Below are 15,944 nucleotides of genomic sequence, written 5' to 3'. Positions count from 1 at the left end.
TATGTGAGAGGGAAAGGGTGTTGATCATGACTTCGAGAAGCGCAGCGGTTCTGGCCACCGGCACAGCCCACACCGCCAAGCTGTTCGTCACCGCTCTGGTCTTCACCGGAGCATACGTCGGCTTCTCGGCCTACGACACCGCCAACTCCGCGCCCACCCAGACCCTCTCCCTGGCCTCGCAGACCGCCGAGGTCGCCACCCCGGTCGCCACGCCGGTCACCGCCGCGACCAGCGCCCCCGGCTCCATCGCCGTCAGCGTGCTGCGCTCCGGCGGCTGCCGCAGCGACCTGACCGCCTCCTCCGTCGCGGTCAACGCCGACCCGTCCTCGACGCTGCTGTACGGCTGGCGCCTGATGCGGTGGAGCCCCACCTCCAAGAAGTGGCACGCCCACCTGGCCGAGCACGCCGGCTTCTCCGGCTCCAAGCGTACCGTCGCCTGGGAGACCCGCGTCGTCGACAACCCCGGCTGGTACCGGATCGACCTGACCGTCAAGGGCGGGACCACCGTCAAGAGCGACCGTTTCCAGGTCACCTGCTGAGGCCCCGCCCTCCGGGCGTGATCAGGGGCTCGTGAGGATGACGAGCTGCCGCGTCGCCCGGGTCATGGCGACGTAACGGTCGACCGCCCCTTCGATGCCGTCGCCGAACGAATCGGGATCGACGAGCACCACCAGGTCGAACTCGAGTCCCTTGGCCAGCTCCGGCGTCAGCGACCTGACGCGGGGCGTCTCCTCGAACGAAGGATCACCGATCACGCAGGCGACTCCCTCGGCGTGCTCGGCGAGCCAGGCGCCGAGGATGGGCGCCAGCTCCGGCACCGTCCCCCGGGTGACGGGGATGCCGCTGCTGCGGATCGAGGCAGGCACGTTGGCGTCGGGCAGCGCCGCCCTGATGACTGGCTCGGCCTGCGCCATGACCTCCTCGGGCGTGCGGTAGTTGACAGCCAGCGAGGCCAGAGTCATCCGGTCGATCCCGACCCGCTCCAGCCGCTCCTGCCACGACTCGGTGAAGCCGTGGCGTGCCTGGGCGCGGTCGCCGACGATGGTGAAGCTCCGCGACGGGCAGCGCAGCAGGAGCATCTGCCACTGCGCGTCGGTCAGCTCCTGCGCCTCGTCGACGACGATGTGCGCGAACGGCCCGGCGAGCACGTCGGGGTCGGCGGTGGGCAACTCGGACTCGTCGACCAGGTTCCGCTGCAGGTCGGCCCTGCGCAGCTGCGTCACCAGCCCCTCGCCGTCGTCGTCGGCCTCGATGAGGTTGTCGACGACCTGGGCCATGCGCTCGCGCTGGACCGCCAGCGCGGCTTCCTGCCTGCGCTTGCGCCGCGAGGTCTCGGGGTCGCCGAGCCGTTGCCTGGCCGCGTCGAGCAGCGGCAGGTCGGAGACGGTCCACGCCTGGCCGTCGGCGCGGCGCAGCCGGCGGATCTCCTCGACGCTCAGCCACGGGGCGCACATCCGCAGGTAGGCGGGGACGGTCCACAGGTCGCCGACGAGGTCGGTCGCCTCGATCAGCGGCCAGGCCCGGTTGAACGCCGTCACCAGCGCGCGGTCGCGCAGCAGCGACTTGCGGAACAGCTCGGCCGAGATCTCGCCCCCGTGCTTGTCCATGAGGATCGTGACGAGCGCCTCCCAGATCTGGTCGCGGGCGTCGTTGTGCGGGGTGCCCGGCTCCGGCGCGTCGAACGCCTCGGCCCAGTCCTCCGCGCTCAGCCAGACGTCCTCCCAGTGGGTGGTGACCGTCATGCCGGTGGTGGGCGGGTTCTCGTAGAACCGCACGGCCGGTTCGATCGCCCCGACCATGTCGGCGGACGACTTCAGCCTGGCCACCTCGGGGTCGGACTCGGGCGCGGCCGTCGCGCCCTCGGGGACCAGGTCACGCAGCGTGCAGGTGCGCACGCCGTCCTCGCCCAGGCTGGGCAGGACGTCGGCGACGTAGGCCAGGTACGGCTGGTGCGGGCCGACGAACAGCACGCCGCCGTGGTGGCCGAGCCGGGGCTCGGAGTAGAGCAGGTAGGCGCTGCGGTGCAGCGCGACGACGGTCTTGCCGGTGCCGGGACCGCCGTCGACGACGAGGGCGCCGCTCGATCCGGCGCGGATGATGGCGTCCTGGTCGGCCTGGATGGTGCCGAGCACGTCACGCATGCGGGGTGAGCGGTCGGCGCCCAGGCTGGCGATGAAGGCCGACTGGTCGTCGAGCGCGGCGTGGCCCTCGAAGCCGTCGTCGGTGAACACCTCGTCCCAGTAGTCGCTGATCAGGCCGCGGGTCCACCGGTAGCGGCGGCGGCTGGCCAGGCCCATCGGGTTGCCGTGGGTCGCGCCGAAGAACGGCTCGGCGGCCGGCGAGCGCCAGTCGACCAGCAACCGGCGGCCGGTGGTGTCGGTCAGTCCGAGCCGCCCGATGTAGACGGGCTCGGGGTCGTCGGCGGAGACGATGCGGCCCAGGCACAGGTCCAGCCCGAAGCGCCGCAGGGCGCGCAGGCGAGCGGTCAGCCGGTGGATCTCCAGGTCGCGGTCCAGCGCCTGGCGGCCCTTGCCGCCGGGAGCCCTGCGCTCGGCGTCGAGTCGGGCCTCCAGCTCGGCGATCGATTCCTCGAGGCTCCGCGCGATGGCCGCGAAGTGCTTCTCGTCGGCGGCGATGAGGGCCGGGTCGGCCTTCTGGGACAGGCGGGCGGGAAGATCAAACGCGCTGATGGTCAACAGGTGATGCTCCGATCTGAGTCGCGTGCGGAGGGCGCGTGCGCGCGTGCCGATCGGGCACGGCCGCACCTACGTCCCCCGTTTCCGCAGGTTGTGGGCTCGGTGGTCGATTGTGCGGCATGACCGGGGTCTTGCCGCAAGCCCCCCACTGCGCTATACGTTGAGAGTGGAAAGGTGTGGTGCTCCCCTTTTCCGCCTCCCTCACGACTCCTGCCACTCCTGGCGCGTCAGCCTCATGGTGACCGAGTCCCACCACTGCCCGCCGATCGACACCGACCGCTCGTCGACGTGCTCGGCGCGGAATCCCAGCCGCTCGTAGAGCCGCATCGCGCCGGCGTTGTGGGCGTAGACCCCGAGCTCCACACTGGTGACGTCAGGCGAGGCGAACGCCTCGGCCAGCCCGGCCACGATCATGGCCTCGCCGTGCCCGCGACCGCGCGCCGCGGGTGACACGAGCACCATGCCGAGCCGTACCGCCCCGCCCGTGGAGCGCAGCATCAGGTGGCCGACCGGCGCGCCGCCCCGGTCCACGGCGACGTACGGCCGGCGGGTGGGATCGGCGGCGTGGAAGGCGACGAGCTGGCGAGGATCGAACGGCCAGCTGAACGCGGCCTTGCCCGACCAGACGACCAGGGACTCCTCGCTGTCGATCCAGGAGGCCACGATGGGAGCGTCGGTCGGCTCGAAAACCCGCAAGTCGGTCACCGGGACAGTTCTACCGCACGGACCGAGAACTCGAATCCCGCCTCCGGGTGAAAGAGGATGACACCCGAGGAACGGAGCCGAGGCTTGACCGTCGATGTGAGCCTGGCCGACGCGGAGCTGATCCAGCGGTCCAGGCGAGATCCCGCGCAGTTCGCGGCCCTGTTCGACAGGCACGCTCCCGCCCTGCACCGCTACGTGACCAGGCGGCTGGGCGAGCACCTGGCCGACGACGTGGTGGCGGAGACGTTCCTGGCCGCCTTCCGACGCAGGGCGAAGTACGACGTCTCCTACCCGGACGCCAGACCCTGGCTGTACGGCATAGCGGCCAACCTGATCGGCAGGCACCGCCGTACCGAGGTCCGGTTCTACCTGGCGCTGGCCAGGACCGGAGTCGACGAGGTGGCGGAGAGCTACGCCGACAGGGTGGAGGCACGGGTCACAGCCTCGGCGGCACAGCGCGATCTGGCGGGGGCGCTGGCGGTGCTGTCACCGGAGGACCGTGAGGTGCTGCTGCTCATCGCCTGGGCGGACCTGAGCTACGAGGAGACCGCCGCGGCCCTGGGCATCCCCGTCGGCACGGTCCGCTCGCGGCTGCACCGGGCCAGGAGGAAGACGCGCGAGGCGCTGGGCGGCGTTGACCCGACCGCGGAGCAGGAGGAGGACCATGGATGACCTGAAGCTCCTGCGGGAGCTGCGGGCCGACGCGCCGGAGCCCGACGCCGACATGCTGCGCGAGCTGCGCAAGCGGGCGCTCAGGCGCCGGCGGAGGTTGCCGGTGATGCCGTCGGTCCTCGTCGTGGCGGTGGCGGCGGCGGCCGTCGTGGTGGCGACGGCCGAGCGGCCGCAGGTCACGCAGGCCGTACCCGCGACGGTGCTGCTGAACGCGGAGACCGCGCTGGAGCAGGCGGCCAGGGCGGCGGAGAAGCGGGCGGCGCCCTCCAGGCCGCGACCCGACCAGTGGCAGTACACCAGGACCCTCGGCGTGCAGCCGGCGACGGGCGAGCGGACCGAACAGGAGCAGTGGATCCGCTACGACGGCAAGCAGACCGCCTCCCGACGGCCGGACGGGACCATACGTGTGGTCGACGTGGCGCCCGACCCCGGCGACGACGACCTGCCGCCCCAGGGCTACGCGCGCAAGCTGGCCGAGCTGCCCACCGATCCCGACGAGCTGCTGCGTCACGTGACGGGCGACCGTCACTGGATCGACCTGCCCAAGGGCGAGGGCTCGGCCGAGGGCGGCGAGGATCCCGCCTCGCGCGCCTACCGGGTGCTCGGGGTCTACCTCGGCCAGCAGGCGGTCATGCCGCCCAAGCTGGAGGCGGCCATCTTCCGCGCGCTGGCCAAGATCCCCGGCGTGACCATCGAGCAGGGCGTCACGGACGCCGCGGGACGGGTGGGGCTGGGCATGTATCGACCCGAGCTGGGTTACGACCCCACGGTCTCGCGCCGCTACCGCATCTTCGACCCGACCACCTACCGGGTGCTCGCCGACCAGACGATCTACCTGCAGGACTACCTGATCCGGGGCGAGGTCGCCTTCAGGAAGGGCTCGGTCTTCTCCGTCACGGTCCTCGGCTCCGGCATCGTCGACAACCCAGGCGACGTGCCCTAACGCGCCCTGGCCTGGCGGGCTGCCTCGACCCAGCGGGCCACGCCGACTCGCTCGGCCACCTCCAGCGCCTTGTCGTAGTGGCGGCGCGCCTCGTCGGGCTGGCCGAGCCGGACAGCCAGGTCGCCGAGGGTCAGCGCCACCGGCCACAGGGCGACCACCCCGGTGCCCGCTCCGGCGATGCGGTCGGAGAAGGGCACCAGCTTGTCGTAGCAGTCGACCATGCGCTCGCGGTCGTCGAGCAGCATGCCGGCCAGCGCCCGCCAGGTCATGGCGAGCTCGTAGAGGTAGTCGGGCCTGACCGGCGGCCTGGTGGCCGCGACGGCGCGGGCGTCCTTCTCGTGACCGGCGGAGGCCAGGGCCAGCGCGTAGGCGTCGAGGGTCCACTTGGCGCCGCGCTGGTGGGCCTCGGCGAGCACGTCGACCATGTCGGCGGCGCGTCCCTCGACCAGGTGCAGGCAGAACGTCGTGATCAGCGGCAGGTCCTGGCGGCCTTCGAGCATGCCGGCGCGGGCGGTCATGCGGGCCGCCTCGCGGTAGGCCTTCTCGGCGGCGGGGTAGTCGCCGGCGATCATGAGCTTCTGCCCGGCGTACCAGGCGACGACGGCGGCGGGCGCGGACAGGTCGTACTGCTTGGCCAGCTGCTCGGCCGCGCGGGCGTGCCGGTCGGACTCGGCGAACTGGCCGCGGGCCGCCGCGCACTCCAGCAGCACCAAGTGGGCCAGCGCCTGCACGGCCATCTGGCCTGAGCTGCGCGCGACCTCCAGCAGCTCGCGCCCGATGGTCTCGCGCATGTCGACGGCGGGGATGTCGTAGGACTGCCGCAGGCGCCCGCTCAGCGCCGCCGCCAGCAGGGCGGGGTCGCCGCTCTGGCGGGCCAGCTCCAGCGCCTCCAGCGAGGCCTGGCGGCCGCGCTCGGGCGAGGAGGAGCCCTCCAGCTCCAGGGCGAGCGTGGTGAGCAGGCTGGCGCGCAGGGTCTGCTCGCCGGCCGGCAGCTCGATGAGCGCCTTCTCGGTGACGTCGACGACGTCCCACGCGGTGCGGGTGAAGTCGCGCGCCATGCCCTTGTGGGGGACGGCCAGCGACGCCGCGACGCGGGCGGTGATCTCCAGGTCCTTCAGCGGCAGCGCCAGGTCCATCGCCTGGCGGCGCAGCTGGCGGGCCGCGGTCATGTCGCCGCACAGGGCCAGCGCCAGGATCTGGCGCAGCATGATCAGCAGGCGCTCGCGGGTGTCGCCGCTGCCCGACCGGTCGAAGGCCGTCAGCGCCTGCTCCCACAGCTGGGCCGCCTCGCGGTAGGCCCAGCGGCGCTCAGCCTGCTCGGCCGCGAGCTTGGCGTAGGTGACCGCCTGGTCGGTGGCGTCGGCCGCGAAGTAGTGGTGGGCCAGCGCCGGCACGTCGTTCCGGTTGCGGCGCTCGATCACCGAGGCGACGGCGGCGTGCAACCGCGTGCGGCGCAGCCGGGAGGCGTCGGAGTAGATCGTGTCGCGCACCAGGTCGTGGTCGAAGCGCAGCATGCCGGGACCGGGCTCGGTGACCAGGCCCGCCAGCAGGGCGGCCTCGACCGCCTCCACGACGGCGTCCTCGTCGCCGCCCGCGACGTCGACCAGCACGTCGACGTCGACGTCACGCCCGATCACCGCGGCCTGCAGCAGGATCTGCTGCGCGCCCTGCGGCAGGCGGGAGATGCGCCGGCGCAGCACGTCGCGCACGCCGGAGGGCACCGCGGAGAGCACCTCGGCGGCGTCGGCGCGCTCGGCGTCGAGAAGGCGCACGGTCTCGCGCACGAAGAACGGGTTGCCGCCGGTGCGCTCGACGATCGACTCGATCGCCTGGCTGTCGATCTCGCGCACGCAGGTGGCGCGGACCAGCTCGGCGGCGGCCTTCGGGTCGAGCCCGCTCAGCGCGACCCGCACCGGGCTCAGCCTGGCCAGCGCGGCCAGCACGTCGGCCTGGCGGTCGTCGAGCTCGCTGTCGCGGCAGGTCACCACGAGGAAGACCCGGCTGGTGGCCAGCAGGCTGGGCAGCGCGCGCAGCAGGGCCAGGGTCTGGTCGTCGGCCCAGTGGAGGTCTTCGAGGGTCAGCAGCACGGGAGCGCTGCGCGCCACCCCGGCCAGGTAGCCGCCCACCGCGCGGTGCATGCGGAAACCGCCGGAGACCTCGTCGTCGTCGGGATCGGGGTCGGCGTCGGCGAGCATGGGCGCCAGCAGCGTGCCGTACTCGCCGGGTCCCGTCTGGTCGATCAGCTTGCGAAGGATCTGCACCCAGCCCCATCCGGGCGGGGTGGCGCTGGAGTCGGGGCAGGCGCCGTTGGCGGTGCGCCAGCCGTCGCGCGTGAGCCGGGTCTCGACCTGGCGCACCAGGGTGGTCTTGCCCGCGCCCGCGTCGCCGGTGACGATGGCCACCTCGAAGCGGCCGGTGCGGGCGGCGGCGGTGGTGAGCCTGGTCAGCTCCGCGTCGCGGCCCACGAACGGCTCCGGCTCCAGCGGCGGCGGCTCCACGGGCGTGGCCGGGCGCGGCGGCCAGGTGTCGGTGACCGGCGGCTTGGCGGCCTGGCGCTGCGGCAGCACCAGCTCCAGCTCGGGCGACTGGGCGAGGATGTCGGACTCGAGCTTGCGCAGGGCGGGCCCGGGGTCGATGCCCAGCTCGTCGGCGAGGATGGTGCGGGCGCGGCGCAGCGCGGCCAGCGAGTCGCCCTGGCGCCCGCAGCGGTACAGGCCCAGGCCCAGCAGCCGCCACCCCTCCTCGCGCAGGGGGTTATCGGTCGTCATCGCCTCGAGGTCGGGCACGGTCTCGGCGTGCATGCCCAGGCGCAGCCCGGTGTCGGCGTGGCGCTCGCGGGCGACCAGCCGCAGCTCGGTGAGGCGGTTGACCTCGGCCTCCGCCCACGGCTGGTCGGCGAAGTCGGAGTAGGGCGTGCCGCGCCACAGGCCCAGGGCCTTCTCCAGGCGGGCGCGGGCGCTCGACGGGTCGTCCTGGTCGAGGTGCTCGCCCGCCGCGCGGACCAGCTGCTCGAAGCGGAGCGCGTCGACCTGCTCGGCGGCGACCCGCAGCGCGTAGCCGCTGGCGACGGTGATGAGCAGCCGGTTGGGCCCGCCGCGGGGACGGCCGGGCTCCAGCACGCGGCGCAGCCGTGAGATGTAGACCTGGAGTCCCGACTGCGCGCCCTTGGCGGTGTCGTCGGACCACAGGTCGTAGAGCAGGGTGTCGACCGGGACGACCTGGCCCCTGGCCACGAGCAATCGGGCGAGGACGGCCCGTTGCCGCAACCCGCCGAGGTCGAGTTCGTCGCCGTTGTCGTTGTAGGCCTCGACCGGCCCCAGAACCCGGAACGCCACTGAACCAGTCACCATGTCAGCCGCCACGCTATGCGCGCATCCGAAGAGCGCACAAGGTCTTTGTTCTGTTCGGATAACGCGTCACTGCTCGGCCTTCACCGGTTCGCTCGTGGAGGTCCGGCCTTCGCGCCTGCGCAGCAGCGCCCAGGCTCCGAGTGCCAGCCCTCCGAAGGGGATCTCGATAGTGTAGGTCCAGAAGCCGAACAGCAGCGCGGTGGCCGCCGCAGAGGCGTTGTCGACGCCGAAATAGACCATGGCTCCGGCGATGCCGGCCTCCATGAATCCCGCCCCGCTGGGGGTGATCACGGCACTGGTCAGCACCCTCGACAGCGCGAAGACCGCGATCGACTGGGCCAGGCCCGGATAAGCTCCCGTCGCCTTCATGCACTCGACCATGATGAGCCATTGGAGGCCCAGGAAGGCGATCATTCCGAGGGAGAGTCCGACGCCCCTGGTCCGCACCAGCCCGGCGATGTCGCGCCGGAGGTTGTCGAGAGCCTGGGAGGCGTTCCACCGCGCCGGTGTGATCTTGTCGAGCGCCCTGCCGAGCAGGAGGGCCGCGCGGTCCCAGTAGAGGGCGGCGGCCAGCACCACCACGATCCCCAGGATGGACAGCGCTCCGGTCCAGCCCGCCTTGGCGACGGCGGGGTTGGGCACCTGCCCGGCGCTGAGCAGGGCGATGATGCCGACCGCGGGCAGGATGAACCTGAACAGGGTGTTCCACACGCCGCTGACCAGCGTCATGGTCACGATCGGCCGGTTGGCGAACCCCCACCCCTTGGCCATCGCGAACGTCAGCGCCACACCCGCCGCGCCGCCGAAGGGCAGCACGTTGCTCACCGCGCTGCCCGCCGCGTTGAGCGTCAGCGCCTGGGTGTGGTTGAGGCCGGGCATCGAGTTGGTCAGCACGAAGGTGTAGGCGATCAGGCTGGCCAGCCAGGTCGCGGTCATGAGGGCGATCGTGCCGAATCCGAGTCCGGCGAACTGCGCGCCGATCTGGGCCCAGGAGACGGGCCTGCCGGTGAGCCAGCCGATGATCTGCGGCAGGAACACCACGAGCGTCGTCGCCAGCGCGAGCGACAGCACCGAGAGCGTGATCTGGAGCCAGGTCTTCTTCATCGGGGTCTAGTGTGCCTGGTTCCGTCCCATAGCTCGTTATAAGGTAAGCCTGCCCTAATTAAGGTAAGCCTTACCTAAAGGAGAGCTCCATGTTGCGTGCCGTACTCGCGGCACTGGTCGCCGCGGCCGTGCTGACGGCCTGCGGATCGGCCCAGGAAACCGCGGGCGCGTCGGGTGAGACCCGCGCCGTACAGCACGACGCGGGCACCACCCAGGTGCCCGTCTCGCCCAAGCGCATCGTCTCGATGAGCGTGACGATGACCGGTCACCTGCTGGCCGTCGAGGCCCCCGTCGTGGCCTCGCAGGCCACCCCGCCCAGCCCGATGACCGACGCCGGCGGCTTCTTCAAGCAGTGGGGCCAGGTGGCCTCCCAGCGCGGAGTGCAGGTGCTCTACCAGGGCTTCGAAGCGAACCTGGAGAAGGTGGTGGAGTTCAAGCCCGACCTGATCGTCGGCTCCGCCTCCGGCCAGGACAGCAGCGCCAAGATCTTCGACCAGCTCAAGGCCATCGCGCCGACCGTGCTCTACCGCTACGACAACACCACCTGGCAGGACCTGACCAGCAAGCTCGGCCAGGCCCTCGGGCTGGAGGCGAACGCGAGCAAGGCGATCGCCGCCTACGACCAGAAGGTGGCCCAGGTCAAGAGCGCCGTGCAGACCGGCGGCAAGGACGCCGTCGTGGTGCGCGACAACAACACCGACATCCCCGTCTTCACCGCCGAGTCGGCCCAGGGCGCCCTGCTGACCTCGCTCGGCTTCACCCTGCACGCCATCGACCCTTCGCTGGCCGCCGCCTCCAGCAAGGAGGGCGGCAACCGCAAGGACATCGTCAACGTCGCCCAGGAGAACGTCGTGAAGGCCTTCGGCGACAGCTCGGTGTTCTTCGCCGGGCACAGCGCCGAGCAGATCTCCGCCACCCAGGCCAAGCCGCTGTGGAAGGACCTGCCGGCTGTCGCCGACAAGCGTGTCTACGACCTGGGGCTGGAGGCCTTCCGCATCGACTACTTCAGCGCGAGCGCCATCCTCGACCGGATCCAGCAGCAGCTCGCCTGAGCAGCCAGGCCAGGTAAAGGCCGCCCAGCACGCCGGTCAGCACGCCCACGGGCAGCTGGCCGGCGGTGGGCAGGCGCTGGGCCAGCAGGTCGGCTGTGGTGAGCAGGAGCGCCCCGGTGACGGCCGAGGCGGCGACGCCGGGACCGGGCGCCCTGGTCAGGCGCCTGGCCAGCTGGGGCGCGGCCAGGGCGACGAAGGTGATCGGGCCGGAGACCGAGACGGCCACGCCCGACAGCGCCACCGCCACGACCAGCAGGGCCAGCCGCAGCCGCTCCACGCGCAGGCCCAGCCCGCTCGCGACCTCCTCGCCCAGCTCCAGCATCGACAACGACCGGCTCAGCAGCAGCGCCGCCGGCAACGCCGCGACCAGGGTGAGGGCCAGCGGCCAGACCCGGTCCCAGCCCGCTCCCGCGAGGCTGCCGATCAGCCACATCTTGGCGTTCTGGGCGTCGTAGAGGTCGGCGCGGGTGAGCAGGTAGGCGATGGCCGAGTGCAGCATCGCGTTGACCCCGATGCCGACCAGCACCAGCCTCGTCCCGCCGACGCCGCGCTTGAACGCGAGCGCGTAGACCAGCGCCCCGGCCAGCAGCCCGCAGCCCAGGGCGCCGGGCAGCACGGCGCCGCCGACGAGGATCATGAAGACCGCTCCCGCCGCCGCTCCCGCGTTGACCCCGATGAGGTCGGGGGTGCCGAGCGGGTTGCGGGTCAGGCTCTGCACGATGGCCCCGCTCGCGCCGAGCGCCGTCCCCACGAGCAGGCCCAGCAGCACCCGGGGAGCGCGGAAGCGGTGCACCACCAGGTCGGCGGTGGCGTCGCCGTACCCGAGCAGCGAGGCCAGGGCCCGGCCGGGGCTCAGGGCCGACCCGGTCGACATCGCCAGGATCGACACGACGGCGAGCAGCAGGAGCAGGACCGCCACGACGCTCGCCCCTCGCACGTGGACGCGCAGCGACCAGGCCGCCAGGCGCAGGGTTCTCACGCGAACCTCCTGCGCCGCAGCAGGTAGATGAAGATCGGGGCGCCCACGAAGGCGGTGACGATGCCGCTCTCCAGCTCCGCGGGCCGTACGATCACGCGGCCCAGCACGTCGGCGGCCAGCAGCAGCGCGGGCGCGACGACGGCGGAGAAGGCGAGCACCCAGCGGTGGTCGGCGCCGGTGAAGGCGCGCACGGCGTGCGGGGCCATGAGGCCGATGAAGCCGATCGGTCCCGCGGCGGCCGTCGCGGCGCCGCACAGCAGCGTCACCGCCAGCGCGGCCAGGATCTTCGTACGGCTCAGCCGGAGCCCGAGGCTCCTGCCCACGTCCTCGCCGAGCGACAGGGCGTTCAGCCCGCCTCCCAGGGCTAGGGCGAGCAGTGTCCCGGCGGCCACGAAGGGGGCGACCTGGACCACGATCTCCATCGAGCGGCCGTTGAGCGCCCCCACGTCCCAGTAGCGCCACTGGTCGAAGACGCCGGCGTCGAGCGAGAGCGCCGCGTTGACGGCGCCCAGCAGGCAGGCGCTGATGGCGGCGCCGGCGAGCACGAGGTGGTCGGCGCCGATCAGGTGCACCGCGACGGCGGCCAGCAGGGCGCCCGCCATGGAGAACCAGACCCAGACGGTCAGGTCCTCGACCCCGAAGAACATGATCGCGCAGACCACCGCGAGCGAGGCGCCCATGTTCACGCCGAGCAGTCCGGGGTCGGCGAGGGGGTTGCGGGTGAGCGCCTGCATGATCGCCCCCGACAGCCCCAGGGCGGCGCCGACGCACAGGCCCAGCAGCGTGCGGGGGATGCGCAGGTCGTGGACGATCGAGGAGGCCTGGCCCGCGTCGGGGTGCCAGAGCACCTGCCAGACGGTCGCCGGATCGAGCGACTGGGCCCCGACGGCGATGCTGAGCCCCGCGACCAGCGCCAGCACGGCGAGGCAGAGGCCGAGACCCGTCCAGCGCATAACGTCCTCTCTTTTAGGTAAGGCTTACCTTAGCTTGACCAAGCCGTCATGGTCGATCTAACTTAGGCAAGCCTTACCTAATGACTCGGGGAGCTGGATTGGATCTCCAAGGCAGGCATGCCTTAGTCACCGGCGGCGCGGGCGGCATCGGCAAGGCAGTCGACACCGCCCTGCGCGCGGCCGGCAGCAGGGTCACCGTGCTCGACCTCGACACCTCGGTCGACGTCACCGACTCCGCCCAGGTGGATCGAGCCGTCGAAGCCGCCGAGCAGGCGACGGGCCCGATCGACATCCTCGTGAACGTCGCCGGCGCCCTGTGCCACGGACCGGTGACCGCGCTCACCGACGCCGAATGGCGCCGCGCCTTCGCCGTCAACGCCGACGGCGTCTTCCACACCTGCCGGGCCGTGGCCCGGCACATGATCCCGCGGCGGAGCGGCGCCATCATCACCGTCTCCTCCAACGCCGCGGGAGTGCCGCGCGCGCATCTTTCCGCCTACGCCGCCGCCAAGGCCGCGGCCACCATGTTCACCAAGTGCCTGGGGCTGGAGCTGGCTCCGCTCGGCATCCGCTGCAACGTCGTGGCACCCGGCTCGACCGACACCGAGATGCTGCGCGCGCTGCCGGGCGACCCCGTGAACGGCTCGCCCGGGCGCTTCCGCATCGGCATCCCGCTGGGCCGCGTCGCCCAGCCCGCCGACGTCGCGGAAGCCGTGCTCTTCCTGGCCTCAGACCGCGCCAGGCACATCACCATGCACGAGCTCTACGTCGACGGCGGCGCTTCTCTCTGACGATTGGACCCCCTGAATGTCTTCACCCGGGCTCGCCCCGGCCGGCGGCATGCTGTCCGCCTACCGGCCCGACTCCACCTTCGTCTTCTCCACCTCGCGCGGCACGCTGCTGGCCGAGGGCGTCTACTTCGCGGTGCCGCACTCGGTGCGGCCCGCCGGGCTGGCCGACCTGCCCGCGCGGGTCAGCGGCTCGCTGCGGGTCGCGCTGGCGGCCGGGCACGAGCGTCCCATCGTGGTGGGCGCCGTCCCGTTCGCGCCCGACGCGGCCGCGTGCCTGGCCGTCCCGGTCTCCGTACGGCAGGCGCCCGCGCCCTCCGGGGCGGCACGGCAGGCGGCACCGCCCCCTGGCCAGCTCCCTCAAGCCGAGCCCTTCCCCACCCCCGACGGCTACCGGCGGGCCGTCGCCGACGCGGTCGCCGGCCTGCGCGCCGGCCGCCTGGAAAAGGTCGTGCTCGCCCGCACCCTGCGCCTGCCCTTCCACGGCGACCTGGCCGCCGTGCTGTCGGCCCTGGCCGCCCACGACCCCTCCGGCTACGCCTACTCCGTGCCCCTGCCCGGCGGCCGCACCCTGCTCGGCGCCAGTCCAGAACTGCTCGTCTCCCGCACCGGCACCCGCGTGGTGGCCACCCCGATGGCCGGCTCGCTGCCCCGCTCCTGCGACCCCGCCCCGCTGCTCGGCTCCAGGAAGGACCGCCACGAGCACGCCCTCGTCGTCGCGGCAGTCGCCGAGGCGCTGCGGCCCCACTGCCGCTCGCTGACGGTGCCCGCCGAGCCGAGCCTGACCGCCACCGCGACCATGTGGCACCTGGCCACCACCGTCACCGGCGAGCTGGCCGACCCCGGGACCACCTCGCTCACCCTGGCCGCCGCCCTGCACCCGACGCCCGCCGTCGGCGGCGTGCCGACCGCCGACGCCCTGCGCGTCATCGGCGAGCTGGAACCCTTCGACCGCGGCTTCTACGCCGGGATGGTCGGCTGGGAGGACGCCTCGGGCGACGGCGAGTGGGCGGTGACGCTCCGCTGCGCCGTGGCCGACGGCGCCACGATCACCCTCTTCGCCGGCGCGGGCATCGTCTCCGGCTCCGACCCCGAGGCGGAGCTGGCCGAGACGAGCGCCAAGTTCGCCACCGCCCTGCGCGCGATGGGCCTGGCGCAGGAGCACGCCGATGCCTGACTTCACCCCGTGGCCGGAGGAGGTCGCCTCCGAATACCGGGCCCTGGGCTACTGGCGCGGCCAGAGCTTCGGCCAGTGGCTGCGCGAACTGGCCCGACGTCACGGACCGCGCGAGGCCGTCGTCGCCGGCGACGTGCGCCTGACCTACACCGCGCTCGACCTGGCCGCCGACCGGCTGGCCTCAGGGCTCGCCGGCCACGGCCTGCGCAGGGGAGAGCGGGTGGTGGTGCACCTGCCGAACGGCGCCGCCTTCTTCGAGGTGGTCTTCGCCCTGTTCCGCCTCGGGGCGCTGCCGGTCTTCGCGCTGCCCGCGCACCGCCGCGGCGAGATCGCCCACCTGGCCGGGCAGAGCGGCGCCACCGCCTACGTGACGACGCGTGACCTGGCCGTCGACTCCCCGGTGCCCACGCTCCACGCCGACGCCCTGCCGTACGCCGAACCCCGGGAGCTGGACGGGCCCGCCGCCTCCGACGTCGCCTTCCTGCAGCTGTCGGGCGGCAGCACCGGCCTGCCCAAGCTGATCCCGCGCACCCACGACGACTACCTCTACAGCGTGCGCGCCAGCGCACAGATCTGCGAGCTGTCCGAGGAGAGCGTCTACCTGTGCGCGCTGCCGGTGGCGCACAACTTCCCGCTCAGCTCGCCCGGCGTGCTCGGCGTGCTGCACGCGGGCGGCCGGGTGGTGATGGCGCCCGCGCCCACCCCCGACGTCGCCTTCCCCCTGATCGAGAAGGAGCGGGTGACGATGACCGCCCTGGTGCCGCCGCTGGCGCTGGTGTGGATGGCCGCGCGCAGGAAGCACGACCTGTCCAGCCTGCGGGTGCTCCAGGTGGGCGGCGCCACCTTCCCGCCCGAGGCCGCGCGGCGCGTCGGCAGGGAGCTGGGCTGCCGGCTCCAGCAGGTCTTCGGCATGGCGGAAGGCCTGGTCAACTACACCCGCGCCGACGACCCCGACGACATCGTGCACACCACGCAGGGACGGCCGATCTCGCCCCACGACGAGGTGCTGATCGTCGCCCCCGACGGCCGGCCGGTCGCCCCCGGCCAGGTGGGCGAGCTGCTCACCCGCGGCCCCTACACGATCCGCGGCTACTACCGCGACGCCGACCCGTCGGCCTTCACCGACGACGGCCACTACCGGACCGGAGACCTGGTGCGGCGCACGCCCACCGGCCACCTCGTCGTCGAGGGCCGCGCCAAGGACCTGATCAACCGCGGCGGCGAGAAGGTCTCGCCCGAGGAGGTCGAGGCCTGCCTGCTCGCCCACCCCGCCGTCCTGGACGCGGCCGTCGTCTCGCTGCCCGACCCCTACCTCGGCGAGCGCAGCTGCGCGTTCGTCCTGCCCGGCGGGACGCCACCGACCGCCGCCGAGATCCGGGCGTTCGTCCGCGACCAGGGCCTGGCCGCCTACAAGGTGCCCGACCGGGTGGAGTTCGTCACCGCCTTCCCCACCACCGGGGTCGGCAAGACCAGCAAGAAGGAACTGCGCGCCGCGTTGCGCGCCGGCCTGCGAGGAGAGGTCTGA

Annotated in this window: 13 protein-coding genes; 7 read left to right on the top strand and 6 right to left on the bottom strand. The window is 72.8% G+C overall.

Annotation, left to right across the window (positions count from 1 at the left end; translation table 11 throughout):
• Positions 1-26: 26 nt before the first annotated feature.
• Positions 27-539: a hypothetical protein gene (locus tag ACIBH1_RS14415; protein ID WP_397314166.1), complete on the top strand. Its 513-nt coding sequence runs from the start codon at positions 27-29 to the stop codon at positions 537-539.
• Between the two features lie 21 nt (positions 540-560).
• Here the strand turns inward: ACIBH1_RS14415 and helR are convergent, their stop codons facing one another.
• Together helR and ACIBH1_RS14405 are read right to left on the bottom strand one after the other, a co-directional pair.
• Positions 561-2,696 (bottom strand): RNA polymerase recycling motor ATPase HelR, encoded by a 2,136-nt coding sequence (gene helR, locus ACIBH1_RS14410; protein WP_397314165.1) that lies wholly within the window; start codon positions 2,694-2,696, stop codon positions 561-563.
• Between the two features lie 201 nt (positions 2,697-2,897).
• On the bottom strand, positions 2,898-3,401 hold the full coding sequence (locus ACIBH1_RS14405) for a GNAT family N-acetyltransferase (RefSeq protein ID WP_397314164.1): 504 nt from the start codon (positions 3,399-3,401) through the stop codon (positions 2,898-2,900).
• 84 nt (positions 3,402-3,485) lie between these two features.
• On the opposite strand from ACIBH1_RS14405, the gene ACIBH1_RS14400 reads away from it, so the two are divergent.
• Together ACIBH1_RS14400 and ACIBH1_RS14395 are read left to right on the top strand one after the other, a co-directional pair.
• Positions 3,486-4,073, top strand: a complete 588-nt coding sequence (locus ACIBH1_RS14400; protein WP_397314163.1) for an RNA polymerase sigma factor — start codon at positions 3,486-3,488, stop codon at positions 4,071-4,073.
• Positions 4,066-5,016 (top strand): CU044_5270 family protein, encoded by a 951-nt coding sequence (locus tag ACIBH1_RS14395; RefSeq protein ID WP_397314162.1) that lies wholly within the window; start codon positions 4,066-4,068, stop codon positions 5,014-5,016. The genes ACIBH1_RS14400 and ACIBH1_RS14395 overlap by 8 nt, the downstream gene beginning before the upstream one ends.
• Here ACIBH1_RS14395 and ACIBH1_RS14390 read toward each other — a convergent pair.
• Together ACIBH1_RS14390 and ACIBH1_RS14385 are read right to left on the bottom strand one after the other, a co-directional pair.
• A complete protein-coding gene (locus ACIBH1_RS14390) occupies positions 5,013-8,351 on the bottom strand; it encodes a BTAD domain-containing putative transcriptional regulator (RefSeq protein ID WP_397314161.1) in 3,339 nt (1,112 codons plus the stop codon). The genes ACIBH1_RS14395 and ACIBH1_RS14390 overlap by 4 nt on opposite strands.
• Positions 8,352-8,432: 81 nt before the next feature.
• Complete coding sequence (locus ACIBH1_RS14385; RefSeq protein ID WP_397314160.1) at positions 8,433-9,470, bottom strand: YbhN family protein; 1,038 nt, start codon at positions 9,468-9,470, stop codon at positions 8,433-8,435.
• An 89-nt stretch (positions 9,471-9,559) separates the two neighbouring features.
• Between ACIBH1_RS14385 and fepB the strand changes: the two genes are divergently transcribed.
• The gene (gene fepB, locus ACIBH1_RS14380) at positions 9,560-10,522 is read left to right on the top strand and encodes a Fe2+-enterobactin ABC transporter substrate-binding protein (RefSeq protein WP_397314159.1); all 963 of its coding nucleotides are present in this window, start codon (positions 9,560-9,562) and stop codon (positions 10,520-10,522) included.
• Here fepB and ACIBH1_RS14375 read toward each other — a convergent pair.
• Positions 10,476-11,501 carry a FecCD family ABC transporter permease gene (locus tag ACIBH1_RS14375; RefSeq protein ID WP_397314158.1) on the bottom strand — a complete coding sequence of 342 codons (1,026 nt, stop codon included), beginning with the start codon at positions 11,499-11,501 and terminating at the stop codon, positions 10,476-10,478. The genes fepB and ACIBH1_RS14375 overlap by 47 nt on opposite strands.
• Positions 11,498-12,454 (bottom strand): FecCD family ABC transporter permease, encoded by a 957-nt coding sequence (locus ACIBH1_RS14370; RefSeq protein ID WP_397314157.1) that lies wholly within the window; start codon positions 12,452-12,454, stop codon positions 11,498-11,500. Before ACIBH1_RS14370 ends, ACIBH1_RS14375 begins: the two co-directional genes overlap by 4 nt.
• A gap of 98 nt (positions 12,455-12,552) precedes the next feature.
• Here ACIBH1_RS14370 and ACIBH1_RS14365 point away from each other — a divergent pair, with 98 nt between their 5' ends.
• Genes ACIBH1_RS14365 through ACIBH1_RS14355 form a run of 3 tightly spaced genes read left to right on the top strand, consistent with a single transcriptional unit; the run spans position 12,553 to position 15,944 of the window.
• Positions 12,553-13,245 carry an SDR family oxidoreductase gene (locus ACIBH1_RS14365; RefSeq protein WP_397314156.1) on the top strand — a complete coding sequence of 231 codons (693 nt, stop codon included), beginning with the start codon at positions 12,553-12,555 and terminating at the stop codon, positions 13,243-13,245.
• A 16-nt stretch (positions 13,246-13,261) separates the two neighbouring features.
• Entirely contained in the window at positions 13,262-14,419 is a 1,158-nt protein-coding gene (locus tag ACIBH1_RS14360; RefSeq protein ID WP_397314155.1) for an isochorismate synthase, read from the top strand.
• On the top strand, positions 14,412-15,944 hold the full coding sequence (locus tag ACIBH1_RS14355; protein ID WP_397314154.1) for a (2,3-dihydroxybenzoyl)adenylate synthase: 1,533 nt from the start codon (positions 14,412-14,414) through the stop codon (positions 15,942-15,944). Before ACIBH1_RS14360 ends, ACIBH1_RS14355 begins: the two co-directional genes overlap by 8 nt.

It is taken from the genome of Nonomuraea sp. NPDC050663, from assembly GCF_044456985.1.
GTDB lineage: Bacteria > Actinomycetota > Actinomycetes > Streptosporangiales > Streptosporangiaceae > Nonomuraea.
This window is presented reverse-complemented; position numbering and strand designations above follow the sequence as displayed.